This is a genomic window from Dubosiella newyorkensis (assembly GCF_001945605.1).
Classification (GTDB): domain Bacteria; phylum Bacillota_I; class Bacilli_A; order Erysipelotrichales; family Erysipelotrichaceae; genus Dubosiella; species Dubosiella newyorkensis.
Map to the genome: position 1 here is coordinate 13,415 of NZ_MPKA01000057.1, position 21,624 is coordinate 35,038.

A 21,624-nucleotide genomic window follows, 5' to 3' on the forward strand; every position below is an offset into this window, starting at 1 on the left:
ATCCTCCTAGTAAAACATCGTACCGATTCCTTCATCGCTCAATATCTCGATCAAAATCGAATGAGGTACCCGACCATCTTGGATATTAGCTCTTTGTACCCCTTGACGCACGGATTCAACACAGCAATCTACTTTAGGGATCATCCCTCCAGATATGATTCCTGCCATCACAAGGGATGGTACTTGCGACACTTTCAATCGAGTGATCAAAGTCGATGGGTCTTTTGGATCTCGCATCAAACCAGGTACATCCGTCAGCAAGATCAGTTTTTTGGCGTGAAGTGCGCTTGCAAGCTGACTTGCAGCCGTATCCGCGTTAATATTGTACGTCGCATTTTCATGCATTCCAGCCGCAACCGAAGAGATCACGGGAATGTAGCCTTGCGTAATGAGATCTTGAACGATCTTAGGATCAACATTAATGATTTCACCAACGTAGCCATAATCTGTATTTGTCTCGTCTTTATACGGAACGGCTCTAAAGAGTCCTCCATCAATTCCAGACAATCCGATCCCTTTTCCGTCCAGCAAATTGACAAGATCTTTATTGACTTTTCCGCACAAGACCATCTGCACGATATCCATAGCTTCCCTAGAAGTGACTCTCAAACCATTTTCAAAATGCGATTCTGTATTCGTTTTTGAAAGCATCGCTGAAATATCTGGCCCTCCTCCATGAATAAGGACAACATGGATCCCAACTAAATGGAGCAATAAGATATCTTGGATCACCGCTTTTTTTAGTTCTTCATCGATCATCGCATTCCCGCCATATTTGATCACGATCGTCTCTCCGTGATACTCTTGAATATTTGGGAGCGCTTCGATCAAGATCTTCGCTTGTTCTTTGGCATTCATGTTCGATAATCTCCATTGATCTTTACATAGTCATAGGTCAGATCGCAACCCCAGCATGTTGCTTCGGCATTTCCTTCCTGCAAATCGATATGAACTTGAACTCGATCGGCGGATAAGATCTTCGTCGCCTTCTCTTCATCGAAAGAAACACCCTTCCCTTTTTGACAAACGCAAATCTCTCCTTCTTTCGAAGAAAAAGATACAGTAACGCCATTTACATCAAATACAGCGCCTGAATAGCCCATAGCGCATAAGATCCTTCCCCAATTGGCGTCTTTACCAAACATCGCGGCTTTGAATAAAGAGCTCGAGCATACGCTCATTGCCAATTGTTCTGCTTGCTTTTCGTTTTTGGCATGCGTGACCATGATTTCTAGAAGCCGACTTGCTCCTTCTCCATCCGAGGCGATCTGGATAGCCAAAGATTTCATCACAGTGAAGAGCGCTTCTTCAAACAAACTCTCTTCTTCCTCTTGAATAGTGTCATACATGGCTTGGCCATTCGCTAGAACGATACACATATCGTTGGTGGATGTGTCTCCATCGACACTGATTCGATTGAATGTTTTTTTGGTCAGCTTCTGAACTAGTTTTTGAAGAACGGATGATTCGATCTTAGCGTCCGTACAAATGAAGGCCAACATCGTTCCCATATTCGGGTGGATCATGCCTGAGCCTTTGCACATGCCAGCGATCCGAACCGTTTGTTGACCGATCTGAAGACTTGCCTGAGCGATTTTCATCTTTGTATCCGTAGTCATGATAGCGATCGCGGCTTTTTCAAAAGCGGATTCGCTATCGTTTAAATGGATCTGATCAAGACCTTTTTCGATTTTTTCAACAGGCAATTCGGCTCCGATCACTCCGGTCGATGCTACGATCACATCTTGGGGTTTCAAATCGAGCAAGCAAGCTGCCGCTTGTTGTTCTTTGATGGCGTTTTCCATCCCATTTTTAGCGCAGGCATTCGCATTTCCAGAATTCACGATGATCGCTTGCGCTTTACCATCTTGAAGCGTTTGTTGGTTTAAGAGAAGAGGATCGGCTTTGACTATATTTTTTGTATAGACGATCCCGACATCACACATTGTATTCGAAACGATCAATGCGACATCTTCTTTTTGTGAAGATTCTTTAATATGACATAAGCAGCTTCCATAATAAAATCCTTTAGGAAGCTTGATTCCTTCCATTTCCATAGTTCTTTCCTTATCTAAGTCCTTTAGTTTCTTCAAAGCCGAGCATGATGTTCATATTTTGGATCGCCGCACCGCAGGCTCCTTTTCCTAAATTGTCAAAGGAAGCGCAGACGATCGTTTGTTCTTCATTTCCATGCACGTATAGTTTTAAATGATCGGTGTTCCTCATCGCATTCGCATATAGAAAGCTATTATTTCCAAATTCGACCTCGATCAAAGGTTGATCTTGATAAGCCTTGTTCAATACTTCAAATACTTGTCTTGCATCCAGTTCAAATTGAATCGAAACGAGCATTCCATTATAGTAGTCGTCGACGATCGGTGTAAATAATGGTTTTCTTGAAAGACCACTGATCTTCTGCATTTCAGGAATATGTTTATGCTGCATCGACAAACCATAGATTGCAGGAGATTTCAAAAGATCATTTTCTTGATCTCCTTCATATTGTTGGATCATCGATTTTCCTCCGCCAGAATAGCCAGTTAAAGAAAAAGCATGAATCGATATGTCGGGTTTGATCAAATTCGCCTGAATCAGAGGATGAACGATGCTGATGAAGCCTGTGGCATGGCATCCTGGATTTGCGACGTACTTGGCTTCTTTGATCTTCTTTCTTTGATCAGGATCAAGTTCTGGAAAACCATAAACCCAGCTTGTTCGATGGGCTGTAGAGGCATCGATGATTTTTGTCGACGTCCCTTCCGCAAGCGAAACTGCTTCAATCGCTGCTTGATCGGGCAAGCATAGAAACGCAAGATCCGCTTTCGCGAAGCATTCTTTTCTTTTTTCCGGATCCTTCCGGTCCGCTTGGGCGATCAGGATCAATTCTAGATCCTCTCTCTCTTTCAGCCTTTCTAAGATCTGAAGGCCTGTCGTTCCCGCTTGACCATCGATATAAATCTTTGGCTTATTCATGTTCTGCCTCCATCTTAGCTAAAAATCGAGTGATTTCCTCGATCTGGATCTCTACTTGCTCAGGGCTCGGTCCACCATACACATTTCTTTGTTTGACACAATTAAGAAGATCGATGGCTTCAAAAACATCTTCTTCGAAGAGCGGATGAAACTCTTTTAAAGTCTGTAGCGACAATTCGTCAAGACTGGCTCCTTTTTCGTTACAGAAAGCGACGATCTGCCCTGTGATCTTATAGGCGTCCCGAAAAGGAAGTCCTTTTTTTGTTAAATAATCTGCACAATCGGTCGCGTTCAAAAATCCTTTTTTAGCGGCTTGATACATCGTATTTGTATATAAAGTCATCGTTTGACACATTTTTGGCAAAACGCTTAAACACATTTCTACTGTGTCGATCGCATCAAAAACGGATTCCTTATCTTCTTGCATATCTTTATTGTAGGCGAGAGGCAATCCTTTGAGCGTCGTGAACAAAGCCATCATATCCCCATAGACCCGGCCAGTTTTTCCGCGAACCAGCTCACAAATATCTGGATTTTTCTTTTGGGGCATGATGCTTGATCCTGTCGCATAAGCATCATCCAATTCAATGAACTTAAATTCCCATGAACACCAGGCGATGATCTCTTCACTGAAGCGTGAAAGATGCATCATCAAGATCGATAGATCGCTAAGCAGCTCTAAGCAATAGTCACGATCGCTCACTCCATCGATCGAATTGGATGTTGGCTTATCAAAGCCTAGAAAAGCGGCGCTATAAAAGCGATCGATCGGATAGGTGGTTGTCGCTAAAGCACCCGAGCCTAGCGGCGACTCATTCATCAAGGAATACGTGTTGGACAGACGAATGAGATCTCTTCTAAGCATTTGCGCATAAGCCATGATCGTATGGGCGAATGTGATCGGTTGAGCCCGTTGCAAATGGGTGTAGCCTGGCATGATCGTCGTTAGATTCGATTTTGCTAAGCTGAGCAGCTCTTGTGAAAGAACGATGATCTGAGATTGGATCTTTTGAATGTGATCTTTAACGAAAAGGCGCATATCTAAAGCGACTTGATCGTTTCTGCTTCTTGCGGTGTGCAATCTTTTTCCTGCTGCTCCGATCTTTTCTGTCAAGAGCTGTTCAATACACATATGAATATCTTCATACTCGCTCGTGAATTCGATCTTGCCTTCTTGGATCTCGTCGAGGATCTCCAAAAGACCTTGTTCGATTTGTTTTTGATCCTCTTCGCTCAATATTCCTTGTTTTTGTAGCATTTGGGAATGCGCGATCGAGCCTTGGATATCGTATGGATAAAGACGCTGATCGAAATGGATCGATGCGTTGAAATCATTGACAAGCGCGTTGGTTTCAGATTGAAACCGTCCAGCCCACATTTTCATATTCGATCTCCTTTCTATTCTACGTTGGAGAAATGGATTCCTTCTTCTTCGAATAATTGTTGATCTTGTAGCGCCCTTACTTTGATTGGAAGACCGAATAAATTGATAAATCCAGCCGAATCAGATTGGTCATAACAATCATCTTCATCAAAGGTCGCCATACCTGCTGAATACAAAGAATATTTTGACGTTACAGAAGCAGGAATTATATTGCCTTTATAAAGTTTGAGGGTCACATCCCCAGTGACATTTTTTTGTGTTTCATCCACGAAGGCGCTCAGCGCTTTTCTTAGCGGCGTATACCATAATCCGTTATAGACGAGTTCTCCAAACTTCAAAGCGACTTGATTTTTATAGTGTTGGGTTTCTTTATCGAGTGTGATCTCTTCAAGCTTTTGATGAGCGGCATATAAGATCGTTCCTCCTGGTGTCTCGTATACTCCTCTTGATTTCATGCCAACCAATCGATTTTCGACAATATCTAAGATTCCGATCCCATTCTTTCCACCGATCGTATTGAGCAGTTCGATCAATTCAACAGAATTCATCTCTTCGCCATTGACAGCCGTAGGCACGCCTTGTTCGAAATGGATCGTTACATATTCTGGCTGATCCGGAGCTTGTTCAGGAGATACGCCAAGTTCTAAAAATCCTTCTTTATTGATTGGTGCTTCATTGGCGGGGTCTTCTAGATCTAATCCTTCATGAGAAAGATGCCATAAGTTCTTGTCTTTTGAATAATTTGTTTCTTTATTGATTTTTAACGGAATATGGTGTTGTTCGGCGTATTCGATTTCCTTTTCGCGGGAATTGAGCTCCCAGAATCTCCAAGGAGCGATGATATCGATTTCTGGCGCGAAAGCTTTGATCGCTAGTTCAAAGCGCACTTGGTCATTTCCTTTTCCCGTGCATCCATGGCAGATCGCGTCGGCGCCTTCTTTTTTAGCAATCTCTACGATCCGTTTTGCGATCAAAGGTCGAGCAAACGATGTTCCAAGCAAGTATTGCTCATAAGTGGCTCCCGCTTTGATCGTTGGGATAATATATTCATCTACGAATTCTTGGTTCAAGTCTTCGATATATAACTTAGAGGCTCCTGTTGCGAGTGCTTTTTCTTCCAGTCCTTCTAGTTCAGATTTTTGTCCAACGTTTCCTGAAACAGCGATGATTTCTGCTCCATAGTTTTCTTTGAGCCATGGGATCAAAACGGATGTATCCAATCCACCTGAATAGGCTAATACGATTTTTTTATATTGCTTTTGTTGTGGTTTGTTCATATTTTCTCTCCTCTATCCATAAATCGAATGGCATGAAGCAAGTCTTTGGGTAAAAAAAAATTCGCCCTTCTATAAAGGACGAATGGATCGCGGTACCACCTTACTTCCCTGCATAGGGCACTTACCGATAACGCTGGCTGCGGAATATATTCATTGCTTCATATATTCACTCCAAGACACGTTCTGCAAGAAGTATCTTACCGTCTTTCACCAATCACGGCTCGCTGTCAGACCTTTTCAAGCATACTACTTCTCTTCAATGCTTTCGTTTATAGTTCGTAATTATACACGCCACTAAAATGGGTTTCAACACTTTTCTGAAAATTTTTCAGAATTATGTAAAAAAAAGACGCTTCGATCGAAACGTCTTTAAATGGATTACCCTTTGATTTGAGCCATTACTTCTTCAGCGAAGTTTTCTTCTCGCTTCTCGATTCCTTCTCCGGCTTGGAAGCGAACGAAAGTAACAACTTCCGCTTTATTGGCTTTTAAGAAGTTTGCCACTTTTTCCTTAGGATCCTTGAAGTATTCTTGATCCATCAAGCATTGGTCTTTGAAATGCTTAGATACTTTACCATTCAAGATTCCTGCAAGAACTTTTTCTGGTTTTGAAGCCATCGCTGGGTCAGCAGCCATGATCTGTTGTTGAAGTGCACGTTCGTGTTCAACGACTTCGGCTGGGACATCTTTTTGAGAGATATACGTTGGATTCATACTAGCAACTTGCATCGCCATTTCTTTGGCTACTTCGTCGTTGCCGCCTTTCATCACAACAAGAGCCGAGATCGTTCCTCCCATGTGCATATACGAACCGAAAATTTCTTCGTCTGTTTTTTCAACAACCACGAAACGACGAAGTGTGATCTTTTCACCGATCGTTGCCGTCGCGTTCGTGATCAATTCTTCGATCGTACCATTTGGTGTGCTGATCGCGAGAACTTCTTCATTGTTAGCTGGCTTGTTGTTCAAGACCGCATTCGTGATCGTATCAAGCAGCGTCAAGAATTGATCGTTTTTCGATACGAAATCCGTTTCGGAGTTTACTTCGACAACGACACCGATGTTGCCATCGACCGCAACGCGAGTAAGTCCTTCTGCCGCAATGCGTCCTTCTTTTTTTGCCGCTTTGCTGATTCCTTTTTCACGGAGCCAGTCAACTGCTTTGTCAAGATCTCCATCACACTCAGTAAGTGCTTTTTTGCAGTCCATCATTCCTGCACCAGTTTTTTCACGTAGTTCTTTGACTTGTTTTGCGCTAATAGCCATAATTTCCTCCTATGTTCAATACTTGTTTAAATTAAGCTTCTGTTTTCTTAGGAGCTGGTTTTGATTCTTGTCCAGCAGCTTGGTTGTTATTCGCTCTTGGAGCGCCTTGACGATTGTTGTTGTATGGACGACGGTTCTTACGATCGAAGTTCCGTTTTCTGCGTTCTTCGTTTCTTTGACGACGACGGCGTTCGTTTTCAGCGATCTGTGCTTCAACATTGCGAACGACATCATCCATCGTTACATCATCAGCCGTATCATCCAAGTAAGCGATCTCTAAAAGTCCGCCTTTTGCGTCTACGATCGCATCTGCCAAGATCGTAGTCACCAATTTGACCGAACGGTTCGCATCATCGTTTGAAGCGATCGGATAATCTGCGTCTTCTGGATCACAGTTCGTATCCAACATTGCGAATACAGGGATATTCAATTTTTTCGCTTCCGCAACCGCGTTGTGTTCTTCTTTCGGATCGATGATCACGATCGCGTCTGGAAGTTTTTTCATTTCCTTGATTCCGCCTAACGACGATTCAAGTTTCGCTTTTTCTTTCAAGATCTTCGCTTGTTCTTTTTTCGTATACACTTCAAGCTTTCCGCTCGCTTCCATTTCTTCGATCTCGACAAGACGTTTTACACGTTTTTGGATCGTGCGGAAGTTCGTTAAAAGTCCACCTAACCAACGCTTGTTAACATAGAAAGAACCAGAACGGATCGCTTGTTCTTCAATCGTTTCAGCGACTTGCTTTTTCGTTCCGACGAACAAAACTTTACCACCGTTTTCGCTGATTTGTTTAAGCGCTTGGTAAGCGGCTTCGATTTGTTTTTGAGTTTGGTTGAGATCCACGATATACACACCGTTACGGCTTGTGTAGATATATGGTTTCATCTTAGGATTCCAACGACGAGTCTGGTGTCCAAAATGCACACCGTTTTCAAGCATTTTTTTAATAGATACAATTTGTGACATGATTTAGTCCTACCTTTCCGTTATTCCTCCACCACTTCCAACGTAAGCAACACATCGCTGTGCACGGGCAAACGAATTCATGGTGTGCGAATTTTGCGCACTCGCGCTTCACCATTATAACATTTCAATTTTTACTTTCAACCTTAAATTCCTTTGCCTGCCATTGGATGTGCGTTTTCATACACTTCGCTCAAATGATTCATCGATACATGGGTATAGATCTGTGTAGTCGAAAGAGAAGAATGGCCAAGCAGTTCTTGCACGATCCGAATATCCGCTCCATTATCTAAAAGATGCGTCGCAAAAGAATGCCGAAACATATGGGGATGCACCTTCATCCGAAAATCGATCGCATCCGCGTGCTTCTGCATCAAATACTGAACGCCTCGAGCGCTCATCTTTGTCCCTCGGTTCGACAAGAACACAAATTCTTCGCCATCCTTGGCATAGTGCATCCAATATCTAAGCTTATACTCCTTCAGAAGAGGGACTAACCCTTTATAAAAAGGCACGATTCTCTCCTTGTTTCCTTTTCCTAAGACATGAACGATCCTTGCATCCAGGTCGATATCCACCCATTTCAAATCGATGAGTTCGCTCAAACGAAGACCTGACGCATACAATAAAGTGAACATCGTTTTATCTCTAAGCTCATTGAGCTTCGAAGTATCGTACGTATCTAAAAAAGTTTGGATCTCGTGCAGAAACAAAAAAGAAGGGATCTTACGAGATCGTTTCGGGGATTGGATCGTTTCTAACGGATTGGCTTGGATACCGATATATTCATTGAGATATTGATAAAATGAGCGATAAGCCGAGAGTTTTCGGCAAATCGTAGCGTTTGAACTCGTCTTTCCGTTTGGCAAAACTCTAAGTTCCGCCAAAAAAGCCATGAATGTCTTGCGGTCGACATCTTCAAAGTTTTGGATCGAATGCGCTTCTAAATAATCTTTCAGCTGATTCAAGTCTCTAGAATACGCTTCGGCAGTATCTGCCGATTGAGAATGCGTTCGATAAATGTAGGCTAAGAAGCGTTCGATCAAATCATTCATCCAATCGCTCCTTGATGGATTGGATCGTATCGAGCGCTTGCTTGGCTAAACGTTCTTTCTTTTCTTTCTTACGATACTTTTCTTTTGCCCGAAGGATCCCGAAGTTCGCGTTCATCGGCTGAAAATTTTTCGAATCACAGTGTGTAATATAATACGCTTGCGAGCCCATTACACACGTATTCTCAAATTCGATGCACTCTTTTCCTTGGATATATCTTGCCATATTGATTCCAGCGATCAAACCGCTCGCCGCTGATTCCACATATCCCTCTACACCCGTCATTTGTCCGGCAAAGAATAGATCTTCACGTTTTTTAGTTTGATACGTTTCTTTCAAGATCTTTGGGGAATCTAAAAAAGAATTTCGATGCATCACACCATACCGAGTGATCTTTGCGTTCTCTAGTCCAGGAATCATAGAAAAAACCCGTCTTTGTTCTGGCCAAGTCAAATGCGTTTGAAAGCCAACGATATTGTAGAGAGATCCAGCAACATTATCTTGGCGAAGCTGTACGACCGCAACTGGATGTTCTCCTTCGCGTTCAAGACCGACTGGTTTAAGCGGACCAAATAAAAGCGTCTTTTTTCCACGTCTTGCCATTTCTTCGATCGGCATGCAGCCCTCAAAATAAACTTCTTGTTCGAATTCATGGAGATGGGCGCATTCAGCGGCTATGAGCGCTTCATAAAATGTATCAAATTGTTGTTGATCCATTGGACAATTGATATAACTTGCTTCCCCCTTATCATAACGGGATTTGAAATACGCCTTTGAAAAATCGATCGAATCCTTTTCAAGGATCGGGGCGGCCGCGTCAAAAAAGTGGAATGGATGTTCGTCTGTGAACGCTTGGATCGCTTTAGCTAACGGTTCGCTCGTCAAAGGTCCGCTGGCGATGATCACAGGTCCTTCTGGAATCTCACGAACTTCTTCATGCACAATTGTGATATTGGGATGATTGGATAAGGTTTGCGTGATCATTTCTGAAAATTTATGGCGATCCACCGCAAGAGCAGACCCGGCCGGGACTTGATTCAGATCAGCGCTTTTCATGATCAAAGAATCAAGCTGACGCATTTCTTCTTTTAAGATCCCGACCGCATTGTTCAGTGAATTCGAGCGGAGCGAGTTCGAACAAACAAGTTCAGCAAACTGACCTGTAGAAAAAGCGGGTGGAGACGAGTGAGGCCGCATTTCGATCAGGCGGACTTGAATGCCTCGTTTTGCGAGCTGCCAAGCGGCTTCACTTCCTGCTAGACCAGCTCCGATCACTGTAACTTCTTTATCTTTCATTGTTTTAATACCTTTCTAGATTTAGATTTCTTTCACATCTTCCAAAGTCAAGATCATTTTTGCACCATTATCGATCAGCTCATTGCAGCCGGCGTATTCTTCTTCACCAAAGGCGCCCGCTAGACTATAGACTTGTTTTGATAGGTTCAGCATTTCGTTGACTGTGATCATCGTTCCACTTTTATGCCTGGCCTCAATGACGATCAATGAATCTGCCGCAGCCGCGATCAATCGATTTCGCCATGGAAAATGATGAGCGAGAGGTGGCGTATTCAACGGATATTCACTCAGTAATAAGTGGTTTTTTCGAATGGCATCATATAATCTTGCGCTGGAGCGCGGATAAATTTGATTCAGTCCACAGCCAATGATCCCGATCGTTCCTGTTTTTAATGAACATCGATGGGCTTCTTGATCGATCCCTCTAGCAAGTCCAGAGACGATGACATATTTTTCTTTTAAGACAGAAATGACTTTTTGAGTATTGGAAATACCTCTTGGTGAGCATTTTCTTGATCCGATCACAGCGATGCACTTTCTATCAAGTAAACCTAGATCTCCTTGATAAAACAAGATCCATGGTGGAAAGCGCAGCGTTTTAAAACAAGATGGATAATCATCATCGACGATCGTTACAAAATCAACAGGATATTCTAAAGATGCGTAAGGATGCTTTTCATGCAAAGCATGGGCGATCGAATTCCAATTCCCAGAAAACTGTACGGAAAAGTATAAGATCGCTTCTCTATAATTATATGTATTCATACAATTATATACGACAAATCTAGCATAAATGCGCCCAATTTCTAAAAAAAATAAAAAGCACCTTTTGGGTGCTAATCAAAATAAACGGATCGTTTCCATTTCTTTGACAGGACGATAGCTTTTGCGAAAGCAAGGAAGAAGGCCATAAGTATGCAAGGCTTCAATATGTTTTTTGGTAGGATAGCCTTTGTGCTTTGAAAAACCATATTGAGGATAGAGATGATCGAGATGATTCATCCAATGGTCTCGGATCACTTTCGCTAAAATACTCGCTGCCGCGATCGAGAGCGATTTTTGATCTCCCTTAATGATCGATTCATTTGAAATCGTACAATGGGGCAAAGGCATCGCATCGCTCAAAACGAAATCAGCTTTTGAATGATTGGCGATCTTCTCCATTGCTTCCTGGGTCGCTCGATAAATATTTTTTTGATCGATCTCTCTTTCAGAAACGATCAGCACTTGATAATACTTGGCATCATTCAAGATTTGTTTAAAGAGAATTTCGCGTTTTTTTTCGCTCAGTTTCTTAGAATCATCGATCAGGTCATTAGAATAGCCTTTTGGAAAAATAACGCCTGCCACCACAAGTGGCCCGGCGATCGGGCCTCTTCCTGCTTCATCCATTCCTAAGACATTGGAATACATTTTCCAAGCATCAATCTCGAGTGGTTCTTTGATCATCCGCTCTCTCCCATGTGATCGCGCCAAGTTTGTTTTCACGAATATCTTTGATAAAGGATCGCATCAATCGATTTTCATCAATTTCTCCTCGAAGCAAATACCCTCTTTTTTTCCCAATTTCTAATAAAGTTTGGTATGGAGTTTCCTGAATCTCGATTTGATATGTATTTTTTAAAGCGTCCGGATGATGTTCCATGAGCCAAGAACACGCAAATAGGGCGATGTCATCTTGACTAACGACTTCGTCTTTGATCGAACCAAGCAATGCCAGCTTTTCTCCGACTAATGGTTCTTCGAATTTCGGCCATAATACCCCTGGAGTATCTAACAGTTCTAATGAGTCAGCGAGTTTGATCCATTGGAGAGCTTTGGTCACACCTGGCCGATCTCCTGTTTGAGCGGCTTTCCTTCGTGCCAATGTATTAATAAAGGTGCTTTTTCCTACATTTGGGATTCCGCAAACCATAGCTCTGAGAGCACGAGGATTGATCCCTCTTCTCTTCTGTTTTTCGATGAGAGCTTTGCACAACTCTTGACTCGCATCAATAAGTTTATTCTTATAATTGTCTTGGATCAGATCTAAAGAGATCGCCATTTCATTCTCGTTTTTGAAATAGGCAGTCCATTCTTTTGTCGCTTCTGGATCGGCTTTATCTCTTTTAGAGAGTATGATCAAGCGTGGCTTATTGCCGATGATTTCTTCAAGCATTGGATTTTTGCTGGAAGCTGGGATGCGAGCGTCTCGGATCTCAATGATGAAATCGACTTTTTTCAAATTTTCTTCCATTTGTCGTCGGGCTTTGGTCATATGGCCAGGGAACCAGTTGATATTTGTTGTAAATGTCTTTTCTTCTTTTTGTTTTTGGTTTTTACCTTTTTTTGCCATTGTGTGCTTCTTTCTAGAGATTACTTCAGTCCGAACTTGGAAAAGGGATACAATACGAAAACACCATTTCCATAGATTTGCGAGCGTTTGACGGGTCCAACCTCAGGGTCTCGTGAATCTTTCGAGAACGTGCGATTATCTCCCATCACAAAATATTCATCTTCGCCCAATGTGATCGGTCCCCAATCTCGTACAACACTCATACCATTGAGTTCGTCGCTTTTTTGAACGGTTTTATTGAAATAACCATATTGATCAATGATCGACTGTTTATAATCTTGATCAATGTAACTTGTCTCATCGATTGGCTCTCCATTGATTAGGATCGTGTCGTTTACACATTCGATCGTTTCGCCAGGCATCCCGATAATGCGCTTGACCCACTCGCTCTTTTCATTCGTGTTTGGATCGTTCATCGTTACAACTACGATCTGATTCCGCTTTGGATCGGATAATTTTGTAGATATGATACTTGTAAAGCCGTATTCACCGTCTGCAAGCGTTGGATCCATGCTGTGTCCGACTACAGTGACTGGGTGGGCAATAAAGTTCGCAAAAAGCAATACGATCACCGCGCTTATCGCGAACACTTTCACAAAATCAAGGATTTCTTTTGAAAGACTCGTTTTATTCTCTTTCTCCATATTTACTCCTTTTATTCTTATTATACAAAAAAAAGCCAGAGACTGGCTTTAATTTTACTTACGTACTTCTTTGATACGAGCCGCTTTACCAGAACGGTTACGGAGATAACGCAATTTATTACGACGTACTTTACCGTGACGAACGACTTCGATTTTATCTAAGATTGGTGAATGGATCGGGAATTTACGTTCTACACCGATTCCACTTGACATTTTGCGGACAGTGATCGATTCGTTGATACCACTTCCGACTTTTTCAGTAATGATTCCTTCATAAACCTGGATACGGCTCTTGTCGCCTTCCTTGATCTTTACATACACTTTAACCGTGTCACCTGATCTAAGTTCAGGAAGATCTTTTCTTAATTGTGATCTTGTAACTTCATTGACTAAGTTTAAATTCATGATTGCCTCCTTATATGATGCTTGTGTTCTTATGATTCATGACTCCTATGGTCAGCGGAACCGGCACAATGCTTAAATACGATATCATATCGTTATTTGTTTTTCAAGATAGAATCCACGACTTTTTGGTCTTGCTCGCTTAAATCAAGGTCATTCAAAAGGTCGGGACGATTTTTGGCCGTCTTGATCAACGCTTGCTCATGGCGATACTTTGCGATATTGGCATGATGTCCGCTTAATAATACTTCTGGAACAGCTTTGCCCTCATAGACGGGTGGTTTCGTGTATTGAGGATATTCAAGGAGTCCGTTTGAAAACGAATCATCGTGGCTGCTTTCTTGTTTGATGACGCCAGGAATGAGCCTAAGGATTGCATCGCATATGACCATGCAAGCGCCTTCTCCTCCCGTCAGTACAAAGTCGCCAATCGAAACTTGAAGATCGACATAGTCACGGATCCTTTCATCAAATCCTTCGTAATGTCCGCACAAAAAGATCAAATGTTCTTCTTTAGATAGATCAAGAGCCATTTTTTGTTGGAACACATCCCCTTGAGGTGTTAAAAGAATAACTTTAGATCGAGGGGTACGAACACTTTTCAAGGCATCTAGGATCGGTTGGCAAGAAAGGACCATGCCTGCCCCTCCACCATATGGGGTATCATCGACATGGCCATGTTTTTCTTTTGTGAATTCTCTAAAATTGACTGTTTCAAATTCAAAGAGATCTTTTTCTTTGGCTCGTTTGATGATCGATGTTCTTAGAAGCGGTTCAAAGTATTCAGGAAAAAGACTTAATACAGTGATCTTCATCGAAGTCCTTCCAGCTCTTTGATCTTGATCGTTCTCTGATTTCGATCAACGTCTAAAATAAAAGCATCGACAAATGGAACTAAGAAAGAGTCTTTTCCTTTCTGGATGCGCAGAACAATGTTTGGTCCAGTTTCTAAGATATCGACAACTTTTCCTAATTCTTCACCATTTTCATTATAGACTGTGCAGTCGACAAGTTCATGGTAATAAAATTCGTCATCCGATAGTTCAGGAAGATCTTCGATCGGAAAATAGAGCGATTTGCCTTTGAGCGCTTCTGCTTGTTCGATCGTCTCGATTCCTTTGAAATAAGCGTAGCCAAACCCTTTTTGCATCCGAAACCGTTCAACGACGATCGGTTCTTTCTCGTCGATATAGAGTGTTCTTCCTTTCTCAAAGCGATGCTCTGCTTCATCGGTGATCAAGTAGAGCTTGCATTCTCCCTTTAGTCCATGGGTGTTGATTATTTTTGCGACTTTTATCATATTTTGCTCCTTAAAAAAAGAAGGATGTGTTCGTCACATCCTAGTAGGCTTCAAATTTTACAGAAATATGGGATTTCATGTTCCGTGCCGCAATCGCGATCATTTGTCTTAAACTGCTGGCCATGATCCCTTTTCGTCCGATCAATCGTGCGATATCATCGCTTGATGCGTAAACATATAAAGAAACTTCATTTTCGTTCGTTGTCGTCATCGTTTTAACGGACAACGATTTCGCATCATCTACGAGGGGCTTACAAAGATCGTAGAGAGTCTTCTCTAAATCCACCATATTTTACTTTCCGTATTTTTCGTCGTGCAGTTCTTTCAATACGCCTTCTTTTGATAAGATCGAGCGAACTGTATCTGTAGGTTGTGCTCCGTTTTTGATCCATTTTTTCGCAGCATCTTTATTCAAAGTGATTTTATTTTCATTTTTCATTGGATCGTATGTTCCGATCTCTTCGATAAAGCGTCCATCGCGTGGGCTTCTAGAATCTGCTGCTACGATACGGTAAAAAGGATGTCCTTTTTTACCCATTCTTTTTAAACGTAATTTTACCATGGTTCCTCTTCCTTTCGATTTTTACTTCGCTATTGTAGCAATCAAAAAAAGAAGTGTCAAGTATTTTTCCTTGACACTTCGACTACTTTTTCTTCTTTTTGCTTTTAGATTTCTTCTTTTTCTTGCTTCCGGCATGCTTGCTGGCGCCAAATGCTCCGCCCCCACGTTGCATCGCTCCAAAATCTGGCATTTTTCCAGACTTCATCATCTTGGTCAAAGTTTGCATTTGTTCAACTTGGCTGATCAAACGATTGACATCCATGACTTTGACACCGGCTCCTTTTGCGATCCTAGATTTCCGGCTTGCCTTCAAACAGTTGGGATGCTCTCTTTCATAAGGAGTCATCGAGTGAATGATCGCTTCATTCTTCTTGACTCCCGCATCAACTTGCTCGTCATCGATTTGTGCGCCTAACTTATTTAAGCCAGGGATCATTTTCATGACGTTTTGCATAGAACCCATCTTCTTGACTTGTTTATATTGATCAAGAAGGTCGTTGAATGTGAAGATCCCTTCCTGCATTCTTTCAACAGCCTTCTTTTGGATTTCCATATCCATTTTGTCTTGCGCTTGCTCAACAAGAGTCAGAATATCTCCCATTCCTAAGATACGATCTGCCATTCGATCTGGATGGAATTCTTCAAGGTCTTCTACCTTTTCGCCATTTGATACAAACATGACTGGTACATCCGTGATCGTGCGGACAGAAAGCAATCCGCCTCCTCGAGCATCGCCATCCATTTTCGTCACCACAAGTCCAGTGATCTGCAGCTGTTCATTGAATTCTTTAGCCACCGTGACGATATCTTGACCTGTCATCGCGTCGACTGTTAACAGAATATCATCCGGATGTACGATCTCTTTCATTTCTTTGAGTTCGTCCATCAATTCTTCGTCGATATGCAGGCGGCCCGCTGTATCGAAGATCACAAGATCTTTTTGATGTTCATTTGCATATTGAAGCGCTTTTCTTGCGGTTTCAATGGCGCTTGTTTGAGCGCCTAGGCTAAATACTTCAACATCGATTTGTTTTCCTAAAGTTTGTAGCTGTTCGATCGCGGCTGGGCGAACGACATCGCAAGCCACGAGCAGTACGCGTTTTTTTAGTTTTTGTTTCGCAAAGCGGGCGATTTTAGCAGAAGCAGTCGTTTTACCAGTTCCCTGCAAGCCGACCATCATAATCGTAGAGAGTCCGTTTGGTTTTAAATGAAGCTTCGCATCGCTTTGTCCTAATAATTCTTGCAGTTCATCATGAACGATCTTTACGACCATTTGAGATGGATTCAAAGAATCCAATACCTCTTGTCCGAGAGCTTTTTCTTTGACACGTTCTATAAAATCTTTTACGACCCCATAATTGACATCTGCTTCTAAAAGCGACATACGCACTTCTCGAAGCATATCATTCATATTTTTTTCAGTTAATTTTCCTTGTCCAGAAATATTTTTTATCGCTTTATTTAAGCGTTCACTCAATGATTCAAATGCCATAATTTTTTCCTTTCGAGCTTTTAAAACTTTATAAATTTTATACCAACCGCTCGATATTTTCCATTATTTTTGTTATGGTTTTTACATGAAGCGAAAAATCCAATACAAACGTTTGATGATTTTGGTTGGTTTTATAATTTTTATTCTGATTTGCGCTTGGCTTTTAGTCCGCGCTTTTCTTTCTAAGCCATCTAGTGAATTGTCAAAACCAGCAGAAATAAACACATTAAACACCGATTCCTCTATACCAGACCTTTCATCCTTTTTAAAAACTTCTTTATCCCCGGTTGGTAAGGTCATGTATATTTGGGGTGGCGGATGGAATGAAGAGGATACAGGGGCTGGTGTTGAAGCTACCCGTTTAGGCTTAGCTCCTGCTTGGGTTGAATTTACAAGTCAACAAGATTCTTCTTATGATTATGAGGATCATCTCTATGAGATCCATAATGGGCTGGATTGTTCTGGTTTTGTAGGCTGGGTGCTCTATAATACTTTTGAACATGAAGATGGAAAAGATGGTTATGTTGCTTTATCGGGAGAACTCCCTTCAGATCTTGCCCAAAAGGGATGGGGGAAACTGATTCCTGCCGCTAAGATCGATTCTTATGAGCCCGGAGACATTCTTGGAAATGAAGGGCATATCTATATCGTTTTGGGAGAAATGGAAGATGGTTCTGTATTGCTCGTTCATTCATCTCCTCCTGGTGTTCAGATCAGTGGAACTCCTACGCCAAATGGAGATCTTTCTTCTCAAGCGATCCTGCTGGCAAACTCGATCATGTCAGAAAGATATACTGCATGGAGCGAAAAATATCCAAATCATACGGTCGATCTATCTTATTTGCAAGGTTATGACCAATTTCGTTGGGATCCTTCGATCTTGACGGATGTTCATGGATTAAAAAAAATGCCTACTGATTCTCGGATGGACTATCTTTTTTCAAGTCTCGAGAATTGATAGGCATTTCTAGGATCCCCATTGGCTAGATAGATGATCCCGGCATATTGGAATCCATTTCGCAGAATACATTTCTGCATTGGAATATTGTCTGCATGGGTATCGATCTTAACATTATTGGATCGGTGAATACCATATTGAAGGATGGTGTCGCCGATCCTTTTCTTCTTTCCTGCGGAAGCGACTTTATGAAGTACGGCATATGGTTCTTCATTCAACCATTCTCCTTCGATCTTAATATAAGTCGGATCAATTCCTTCATAATAAACAAAAGCTCCTTCGATACCATCCACGCTCTCAACGATATAAAGCTGTTCTTTTAGTATATCTTCTTTGAGATCCTTTTGATTGGGGTGCCCATCGTTCCATTGATTTGGATTTCCATGTGTATGCATATAGTTTCGTGCATTTTCATAGAGTTGTTCAAGTTGTTCAAGGTCCGTTGATTTTGCGTTTCGAATTCTCATTTCTGCTCCCAGTCGATTTCGTCGATATTCCAGCCAAACTTAATACATGCGATCTTAAGCCAGCAATAATAAGCCACCTTCATGACTTTAGGGATCTTTTTCCAATCCAGAGGATATGGTTTAAATTTTGGATTCTGCTTTTTATGTGTCATGAAGATCAAAGTATAAATGATGACCATATCTGTATTGTAGTAGTTCATCGTAAAGTCGAATGTTTGTTCTGGAAAACGATCTTTCAGCACTTGTTCTTGATATTGATAGGCTTTACGCATATTATATACAGTTTCTAGATCCATTCTATTCGTCAATGAGCCCTGGCGTTGTACATAATGATAAAAGCGATTAGGGCTCGTCGATATCGTTTCCGCATTGGCAATCGTTTTGAAGATCGTTCTTGTATCCTCAAATCCAATTAAGTGTTCTGGAAATCGAACATTTTCAAATACTTCTTTTTTATAAAGCTTCCCCCATGGATAATTATTGATACCCTTATTATTTACGAGTTGCTGTAGGGCTTGGATCGTGTTGATCGTTTGCCGTTTAGCGACTTTGCGTAAAAAAGGGAAATATTTGAAATAATCCATCCTATATCCACATTGTACGAGCTCTGAATGATCGAGTTGCGAGATCCTTATCATAGTCTCGACCATTTTTGGATGGATATAATCATCGCTGTCCACAAACATATAATAATCGCCATTCGCATGATCGAGTGCTCGATTTCTTGTTGTGGAAATCCCAGCATTTTCATAGATATATACGTGAATGTTTGGGAATTTTTTTGCGTATTCCTGACAGATTTCTATCGAACGATCTGGCGATCCATCGTCGATCAACACAATTTCTATATTTGGATAGCTTTGAGCTAATAAAGAATCTAAACAGGTGGCTATATATTTTTCAACATTATAAACGGGGACTAAAATACTAACTAGAGGGTTTGTTTTTGAATCCATTGAACTCCTTTTCGAATAAGAAAGACAACGATGTTAACGATCAGTAAAAGCCAAATCGTCCAGGCTAAAACAGAAGCTAGATCGACATTTAATTTGGCATACTGCATCTTTTTTCCTATTCCTAATGATACTTGCGATAGAATCTCTGCCATGACTCCTACTTTGAAGCCAAGAGCCACGATCGAAAGAAAACTCGATAAAAGGGCTGATCGCCCTAACGGTAAATATACATTTTTTAATTTATAAAAATTCGATTGTGGATACAAGACAAACAGCGGTTTCCACGTTTGATCGATTTCTAAAAATTGATCATGACAGTTCTGGTAAACGATTGGAAAAAGGACGAGGAAGAGAACCCAGAATATGCTCTGTTCTCGATCCAGCCAAAACAACAATACAATCAATAATGTAATGTTTGGAATCGTTCGAATGGTTAAAATACTTGTTTCGATCCAGCTGCTAGCTCTTGAACACAATTGGGATATGGAGGCTAAAAAGATGCCACCGATAAAAGAGCATAGTACAGCACTCATCACCCGGGTCAAAGTATATAGTATACTGATATAGAAGTCCTTATCTTGGACTTGTTCTGCCATGATTCTTAAGATCGTATTCGGATTGGGAAATATGAACGGATTTTTAAATGTTAAGAATATGATCATTCCGATTCCATATATTGTTGCGCACCAGATCACGATCTTCTTTATTTCCGAAAGCATTTTCATTGTTCACGTTGTTTGAGGATATCCAAATAAAAATCAAGGTCTTCGATTGGCTCGTTATTTTTGATCGCTTCATTCATAGTATCAACCAAGTCGATCATCTCATCCGTTTTACTTAAAATATCTAGGCACATAAATCGAACGCCGGCAAGGATTCCATCTGTTTTATAATTATCCTTGGTGCAGTCTAAAATATCATGATAATGATATGTATGGAAGCATGTAAGCACGAAATCGATCAATTCATCTTTTTCTTGAAAAGGCATAATGCTTTTGAATCCTGTATACGCTTCGTTGAAATGTCTTGTTTGATAGGCAGCTCTCGTAAATAAAAGAAAATAAGGTTGGACTTCTTCCGTACTTTCTAACTCTTTATATGTAAACTTTTTAAACAACGAAAAGTTGAGGTCAAAGCGAGAATTTTCATCGAGCGAATATAATATAAATAATTTATAGAGAGACCGTTCGAATTGATCCCATAAAAAAGAGATATATTTTTTTTCTGTAGGGTATGAGTAATTCAACTTAAAGAGTGCATCTAAGTAAATCGAAATGTAAGTGTAGGGATCTTCTTCAGAGGTCTTTGTTAGTTTCAGCATTTTTTTGCGATATATATTCGCTTGATGATTTTGATTTTGTTCATCGTAAAGCTGAACGATCAAATTAAAAAGGCTGGTCGAAGGGTATTTTCTGATATTCTTCCCCAAAAACTCAATCGCTTTTTTTGCCGATTCATATTTATTGAAATACATCGCTTTATAAAAAACTTTTTGTGATGATTCTGGCAGTTCTTCAGCGTATTGAATAAGTGCCTGATCGACTTCTTCGAATAAAAATTGACAAATTTGTTCAAGTACGGTCGTATCGGATTTTATTTGGTCGAAGTATTCAAAAACTCTTTTTTTGTTTCCAAGCTCCCAATAGCAGCAAGCGGCAAGAAAATAAATTTCTGGATCATCCGTTTCTAAAAGTATATCTTCAAAATAAGAAACGGCTTTTTTGAAGTCGTTTTTCCCGATATAAATTTTTCCTAATAAAAATAAACGATGAAGATCGCCATCCGGATCTTCTTCGTCACTCGTTTCACATTTTTTCAGCCAAGTCAAAGCTTCATCCCATTCTTGAAGGCCTATATGAGCATCAGCTATTCGTTCATAAAAGACGGGATGTTCATAGCCTACACTGATCGCCTCTGCCATAAGATCTAATACTTCTTCATATTCTTGATTTCCTAATAAAATATCGGAGACGGCTAAATAGTAAAAGTCATCGATCCCAAAAGAATCTTTATATTCTTCTAATAAATGAGAAGCCTCCTTATATTGGGTATTTTCAATATATTCGATAATTTGATTTTTTAAATTCATAAATCCACCTTTGTTCTTAATATATTAGCTTAGAAAGAAGCTAAATGCAAAAAAAGAGGAATGTATTCACATTCCTCCTGAACCGGCAGCGTCCTATTCTTGCAGGCGCTAAGCCAACTACCTTCGGCGATGGAGTGCTTGACTTCTGTGTTCGGGACGGGAACAGGTATTTCCACTTCTCTGTCACCACCGGATCTTCTTCTCGA

The 21,624-nt window shown here is 41.0% G+C and carries 24 protein-coding genes, 1 rRNA gene and 1 other annotated feature; of the genes, 1 reads left to right on the forward strand and 24 read right to left on the reverse strand.

Features of this window, described 5'->3' with window-relative positions:
• Positions 1 to 6 precede the first annotated feature (6 nt).
• The 19 genes from argB to ffh all read right to left on the reverse strand — a co-directional run bounded on the left by argB (position 7) and on the right by ffh (position 16,948).
• Positions 7 to 858 carry an acetylglutamate kinase gene (gene argB, locus BO225_RS04370; RefSeq protein WP_076341057.1) on the reverse strand — a complete coding sequence of 284 codons (852 nt, stop codon included), beginning with the start codon at positions 856 to 858 and terminating at the stop codon, positions 7 to 9.
• The gene (argJ, locus tag BO225_RS04375) at positions 855 to 2,057 is read right to left on the reverse strand and encodes a bifunctional glutamate N-acetyltransferase/amino-acid acetyltransferase ArgJ (RefSeq protein ID WP_076341058.1); all 1,203 of its coding nucleotides are present in this window, start codon (positions 2,055 to 2,057) and stop codon (positions 855 to 857) included. Before argJ ends, argB begins: the two co-directional genes overlap by 4 nt.
• Before the next feature lie 10 nt (positions 2,058 to 2,067).
• Complete coding sequence (gene argC / locus BO225_RS04380; protein WP_076341059.1) at positions 2,068 to 2,973, reverse strand: N-acetyl-gamma-glutamyl-phosphate reductase; 906 nt, start codon at positions 2,971 to 2,973, stop codon at positions 2,068 to 2,070.
• Positions 2,966 to 4,357, reverse strand: coding sequence for an argininosuccinate lyase (gene argH, locus BO225_RS04385; protein ID WP_076341060.1), 1,392 nt, complete (start codon positions 4,355 to 4,357; stop codon positions 2,966 to 2,968). Before argH ends, argC begins: the two co-directional genes overlap by 8 nt.
• A gap of 14 nt (positions 4,358 to 4,371) precedes the next feature.
• Positions 4,372 to 5,634 (reverse strand): argininosuccinate synthase, encoded by a 1,263-nt coding sequence (locus tag BO225_RS04390; RefSeq protein WP_076341061.1) that lies wholly within the window; start codon positions 5,632 to 5,634, stop codon positions 4,372 to 4,374.
• A gap of 71 nt (positions 5,635 to 5,705) precedes the next feature.
• Positions 5,706 to 5,903, reverse strand: a binding site (T-box leader).
• A gap of 109 nt (positions 5,904 to 6,012) precedes the next feature.
• Positions 6,013 to 6,900: a translation elongation factor Ts gene (gene tsf, locus BO225_RS04395; RefSeq protein ID WP_076341062.1), complete on the reverse strand. Its 888-nt coding sequence runs from the start codon at positions 6,898 to 6,900 to the stop codon at positions 6,013 to 6,015.
• Positions 6,901 to 6,931: 31 nt separating this feature from the next.
• A complete protein-coding gene (gene rpsB / locus BO225_RS04400; protein WP_076341063.1) occupies positions 6,932 to 7,867 on the reverse strand; it encodes a 30S ribosomal protein S2 in 936 nt (311 codons plus the stop codon).
• A gap of 143 nt (positions 7,868 to 8,010) precedes the next feature.
• On the reverse strand, positions 8,011 to 8,919 hold the full coding sequence (gene xerA, locus BO225_RS04405) for a site-specific tyrosine recombinase/integron integrase (protein ID WP_076341064.1): 909 nt from the start codon (positions 8,917 to 8,919) through the stop codon (positions 8,011 to 8,013).
• On the reverse strand, positions 8,912 to 10,213 hold the full coding sequence (trmFO, locus tag BO225_RS04410) for a methylenetetrahydrofolate--tRNA-(uracil(54)-C(5))-methyltransferase (FADH(2)-oxidizing) TrmFO (RefSeq protein WP_076341065.1): 1,302 nt from the start codon (positions 10,211 to 10,213) through the stop codon (positions 8,912 to 8,914). Before trmFO ends, xerA begins: the two co-directional genes overlap by 8 nt.
• A gap of 21 nt (positions 10,214 to 10,234) precedes the next feature.
• Complete coding sequence (gene dprA, locus BO225_RS04415) at positions 10,235 to 10,978, reverse strand: DNA-processing protein DprA (protein WP_076341066.1); 744 nt, start codon at positions 10,976 to 10,978, stop codon at positions 10,235 to 10,237.
• Positions 10,979 to 11,053: 75 nt separating this feature from the next.
• Positions 11,054 to 11,662 (reverse strand): ribonuclease HII, encoded by a 609-nt coding sequence (locus tag BO225_RS04420; RefSeq protein WP_076341067.1) that lies wholly within the window; start codon positions 11,660 to 11,662, stop codon positions 11,054 to 11,056.
• Entirely contained in the window at positions 11,637 to 12,548 is a 912-nt protein-coding gene (gene ylqF, locus BO225_RS04425; RefSeq protein ID WP_076341068.1) for a ribosome biogenesis GTPase YlqF, read from the reverse strand. The genes BO225_RS04420 and ylqF overlap by 26 nt, the downstream gene beginning before the upstream one ends.
• Before the next feature lie 20 nt (positions 12,549 to 12,568).
• On the reverse strand, positions 12,569 to 13,192 hold the full coding sequence (gene lepB / locus BO225_RS04430) for a signal peptidase I (RefSeq protein WP_076341069.1): 624 nt from the start codon (positions 13,190 to 13,192) through the stop codon (positions 12,569 to 12,571).
• A gap of 54 nt (positions 13,193 to 13,246) precedes the next feature.
• Positions 13,247 to 13,597, reverse strand: a complete 351-nt coding sequence (rplS, locus tag BO225_RS04435; RefSeq protein WP_076341070.1) for a 50S ribosomal protein L19 — start codon at positions 13,595 to 13,597, stop codon at positions 13,247 to 13,249.
• Positions 13,598 to 13,689: 92 nt separating this feature from the next.
• Complete coding sequence (gene trmD / locus BO225_RS04440) at positions 13,690 to 14,409, reverse strand: tRNA (guanosine(37)-N1)-methyltransferase TrmD (protein ID WP_076341071.1); 720 nt, start codon at positions 14,407 to 14,409, stop codon at positions 13,690 to 13,692.
• Entirely contained in the window at positions 14,406 to 14,894 is a 489-nt protein-coding gene (gene rimM, locus BO225_RS04445; protein ID WP_076341072.1) for a ribosome maturation factor RimM, read from the reverse strand. Before rimM ends, trmD begins: the two co-directional genes overlap by 4 nt.
• Before the next feature lie 40 nt (positions 14,895 to 14,934).
• Positions 14,935 to 15,183 carry a KH domain-containing protein gene (locus BO225_RS04450; protein ID WP_076341073.1) on the reverse strand — a complete coding sequence of 83 codons (249 nt, stop codon included), beginning with the start codon at positions 15,181 to 15,183 and terminating at the stop codon, positions 14,935 to 14,937.
• Positions 15,184 to 15,186: 3 nt separating this feature from the next.
• Entirely contained in the window at positions 15,187 to 15,456 is a 270-nt protein-coding gene (gene rpsP, locus BO225_RS04455; RefSeq protein ID WP_076341074.1) for a 30S ribosomal protein S16, read from the reverse strand.
• Between the two features lie 82 nt (positions 15,457 to 15,538).
• On the reverse strand, positions 15,539 to 16,948 hold the full coding sequence (gene ffh / locus BO225_RS04460; protein ID WP_076341075.1) for a signal recognition particle protein: 1,410 nt from the start codon (positions 16,946 to 16,948) through the stop codon (positions 15,539 to 15,541).
• Positions 16,949 to 17,246: 298 nt separating this feature from the next.
• On the opposite strand from ffh, the gene BO225_RS04465 reads away from it, so the two are divergent.
• Entirely contained in the window at positions 17,247 to 17,906 is a 660-nt protein-coding gene (locus BO225_RS04465) for an NlpC/P60 family protein (protein WP_076341076.1), read from the forward strand.
• On the opposite strand, the gene BO225_RS04470 is transcribed toward BO225_RS04465, so the two are convergent.
• The 5 genes from BO225_RS04470 to rrf form a co-directional block, all read right to left on the reverse strand.
• Entirely contained in the window at positions 17,879 to 18,373 is a 495-nt protein-coding gene (locus tag BO225_RS04470; RefSeq protein WP_076341077.1) for a GNAT family N-acetyltransferase, read from the reverse strand. The two genes, BO225_RS04465 and BO225_RS04470, sit on opposite strands and share 28 nt — an antisense overlap.
• On the reverse strand, positions 18,370 to 19,329 hold the full coding sequence (locus BO225_RS04475) for a glycosyltransferase family 2 protein (RefSeq protein ID WP_076341078.1): 960 nt from the start codon (positions 19,327 to 19,329) through the stop codon (positions 18,370 to 18,372). Before BO225_RS04475 ends, BO225_RS04470 begins: the two co-directional genes overlap by 4 nt.
• A complete protein-coding gene (locus BO225_RS04480; protein ID WP_076341079.1) occupies positions 19,305 to 20,048 on the reverse strand; it encodes an ABC transporter permease in 744 nt (247 codons plus the stop codon). Before BO225_RS04480 ends, BO225_RS04475 begins: the two co-directional genes overlap by 25 nt.
• Before the next feature lie 2 nt (positions 20,049 to 20,050).
• Positions 20,051 to 21,418 carry a tetratricopeptide repeat protein gene (locus tag BO225_RS04485; protein WP_076341080.1) on the reverse strand — a complete coding sequence of 456 codons (1,368 nt, stop codon included), beginning with the start codon at positions 21,416 to 21,418 and terminating at the stop codon, positions 20,051 to 20,053.
• A gap of 80 nt (positions 21,419 to 21,498) precedes the next feature.
• A 5S ribosomal RNA gene (gene rrf / locus BO225_RS04490) occupies positions 21,499 to 21,612 on the reverse strand.
• Positions 21,613 to 21,624 lie beyond the last annotated feature (12 nt).

Coding starts and splice junctions, on each gene's coding strand:
- argB (WP_076341057.1), bottom strand. CDS start 858: ATGAATGCCAAAGAACAAGCGAAGATCTTGATCGAAGCGCTCCCAAAT.
- argJ (WP_076341058.1), bottom strand. CDS start 2,057: ATGGAAATGGAAGGAATCAAGCTTCCTAAAGGATTTTATTATGGAAGC.
- argC (WP_076341059.1), bottom strand. CDS start 2,973: ATGAATAAGCCAAAGATTTATATCGATGGTCAAGCGGGAACGACAGGC.
- argH (WP_076341060.1), bottom strand. CDS start 4,357: ATGAAAATGTGGGCTGGACGGTTTCAATCTGAAACCAACGCGCTTGTC.
- BO225_RS04390 (WP_076341061.1), bottom strand. CDS start 5,634: ATGAACAAACCACAACAAAAGCAATATAAAAAAATCGTATTAGCCTAT.
- tsf (WP_076341062.1), bottom strand. CDS start 6,900: ATGGCTATTAGCGCAAAACAAGTCAAAGAACTACGTGAAAAAACTGGT.
- rpsB (WP_076341063.1), bottom strand. CDS start 7,867: ATGTCACAAATTGTATCTATTAAAAAAATGCTTGAAAACGGTGTGCAT.
- xerA (WP_076341064.1), bottom strand. CDS start 8,919: ATGAATGATTTGATCGAACGCTTCTTAGCCTACATTTATCGAACGCAT.
- trmFO (WP_076341065.1), bottom strand. CDS start 10,213: ATGAAAGATAAAGAAGTTACAGTGATCGGAGCTGGTCTAGCAGGAAGT.
- dprA (WP_076341066.1), bottom strand. CDS start 10,978: ATGAATACATATAATTATAGAGAAGCGATCTTATACTTTTCCGTACAG.
- BO225_RS04420 (WP_076341067.1), bottom strand. CDS start 11,662: ATGATCAAAGAACCACTCGAGATTGATGCTTGGAAAATGTATTCCAAT.
- ylqF (WP_076341068.1), bottom strand. CDS start 12,548: ATGGCAAAAAAAGGTAAAAACCAAAAACAAAAAGAAGAAAAGACATTT.
- lepB (WP_076341069.1), bottom strand. CDS start 13,192: ATGGAGAAAGAGAATAAAACGAGTCTTTCAAAAGAAATCCTTGATTTT.
- rplS (WP_076341070.1), bottom strand. CDS start 13,597: ATGAATTTAAACTTAGTCAATGAAGTTACAAGATCACAATTAAGAAAA.
- trmD (WP_076341071.1), bottom strand. CDS start 14,409: ATGAAGATCACTGTATTAAGTCTTTTTCCTGAATACTTTGAACCGCTT.
- rimM (WP_076341072.1), bottom strand. CDS start 14,894: ATGATAAAAGTCGCAAAAATAATCAACACCCATGGACTAAAGGGAGAA.
- BO225_RS04450 (WP_076341073.1), bottom strand. CDS start 15,183: ATGGTGGATTTAGAGAAGACTCTCTACGATCTTTGTAAGCCCCTCGTA.
- rpsP (WP_076341074.1), bottom strand. CDS start 15,456: ATGGTAAAATTACGTTTAAAAAGAATGGGTAAAAAAGGACATCCTTTT.
- ffh (WP_076341075.1), bottom strand. CDS start 16,948: ATGGCATTTGAATCATTGAGTGAACGCTTAAATAAAGCGATAAAAAAT.
- BO225_RS04465 (WP_076341076.1), top strand. CDS start 17,247: ATGTATATTTGGGGTGGCGGATGGAATGAAGAGGATACAGGGGCTGGT.
- BO225_RS04470 (WP_076341077.1), bottom strand. CDS start 18,373: ATGAGAATTCGAAACGCAAAATCAACGGACCTTGAACAACTTGAACAA.
- BO225_RS04475 (WP_076341078.1), bottom strand. CDS start 19,329: ATGGATTCAAAAACAAACCCTCTAGTTAGTATTTTAGTCCCCGTTTAT.
- BO225_RS04480 (WP_076341079.1), bottom strand. CDS start 20,048: ATGCTTTCGGAAATAAAGAAGATCGTGATCTGGTGCGCAACAATATAT.
- BO225_RS04485 (WP_076341080.1), bottom strand. CDS start 21,418: ATGAATTTAAAAAATCAAATTATCGAATATATTGAAAATACCCAATAT.